The organism is Rhodococcus aerolatus, from assembly GCF_054783215.1.
This window is the reverse complement of record NZ_BAAGQZ010000028.1, coordinates 1-1,456: the sequence shown is the minus strand read 5'-3', so window position 1 is coordinate 1,456 and position 1,456 is coordinate 1. Positions and strand designations below refer to the sequence as shown.

The window sequence follows — 1,456 nt, the reverse complement described above, 5'->3', positions numbered from 1 at the left end:
CCCCGCCGCGGCCCGGGCGGTCGCCAGGTCCACCGCGGCCAGCTGCGCGCCGACGCCCGCGAGCGCCCCCGCCCCCATGGACAGCGACGACACCCCGATCCCGGTGAGGACCACGGCCAGCCGGGGGTCGGCGGCCGCCTCGCCGCACACCCCCACCGGGGTGCCCGACGCCGCCCGGCACAGCTGGTCGATCAGCCGCAGCAGCGCGGGCTGCCACGGGTCGTTCAGCGCGGCGAGCGCACCGGCCTGCCGGTCGGCGGCGAAGAGGTACTGCGCCAGGTCGTTGGTGCCGACGCTGACGAAGTCGACGACCTCGCAGATCTCGCGGGCGTTGAGCACGGCCGCGGGGATCTCCACCATGACCCCGACCTGGGCCACCCCGTGGGCCCGGGCCCGCTCGGCGAAGAAGGACGCCTCCTCGGCGGTGGCCACCATGGGGGCCATCACCTTGAGCACGGCCTCGGTCTCGGCGGCCGCGGCGACGAGCGCGGCGAGCTGGCGGTCCAGCACGCCCGGCTCGTCGAACGCGACCCGCAGCCCGCGCACACCCAGCGCGGGGTTCGGCTCCGCCGCCTGCTGCAGGAAGGGCAGCGGCTTGTCCGCGCCGGCGTCGAGCGTGCGCACGGTCACGGGCAGCCCCGGGAAGGCCCGCAGCACGTCGGCGTAGACGCGGCGCTGGGCGGCTTCGGTGGGCTCGACGGTGGCGGAGAGGAAGGCCAGCTCGGTACGCAGCAGCCCCACGCCCTGCGCGGACGCGTCGGCGCCGCGCCGGGCGGTGGCGGCGTCCCCGACGTTGGCGAGCAGGGCGACGGGGTGCCCGTCGGACGTCCGGCCGGTGCCGTCCCACTCGAGGGCGGCCGCCCCGGGCAGGTCGCCCACGTCGACGACGTCGGCCAGCACGGCCACGGTGCCCGCGGTCCCGTCGACCAGCAGCGGCGTGCCGGGCAGCAGCCCGCCGGCGCCGGCCACGCCGACGACGGCGGGGATGCCCAGCGAGCGGGCGAGGATGGCGGTGTGGCTGGTCGGGCCACCCTGCGCGGTGACCAGGGCCAGCACGAGCTCGGGGGTCAGGGTGGCGGTGTCGGCGGGGGCGAGGTCCTCCGCGACGAGCACGGCGGGCTCGCTGAAGTGCGGCACCCCGGGTGCGGGCACCCCGGTGAGCTCGGCGACGAGCCGGTCGCGGACGTCCTGGACGTCGCGGACGCGCTCGGCCATGTAGCCGCCCACGGCCGCCAGGGCGGCGCTGAACGTGCCCGCGGCCTCCCACACCGCCCGGGCGGCCGGCATGTGCTGGGTGAGCACCAGGGTGCGGGCGCTGGAGAGCAGGGCGGGGTCGGCGGCCATCTGCGCGGTGGCGCCGAGGACGGCCTTCGCTCGACCCGCGGCGGCGTCGGCCCCGGCCGGCCGGTGGTCCGCGACGGCCTGCGCGGCGGGGGCGAGCCGGGCGGCCTCGGCC

1 protein-coding gene is annotated in these 1,456 nt (G+C 78.8%); it reads right to left on the bottom strand.

Going from position 1 to position 1,456, the window contains the following annotated elements; all coding sequences use genetic code 11:
* On the bottom strand, positions 1 to 1,456 hold a 1,456-nt coding region (locus tag ACYVOF_RS11130), incomplete at both ends, for a putative PEP-binding protein (protein ID WP_460866468.1).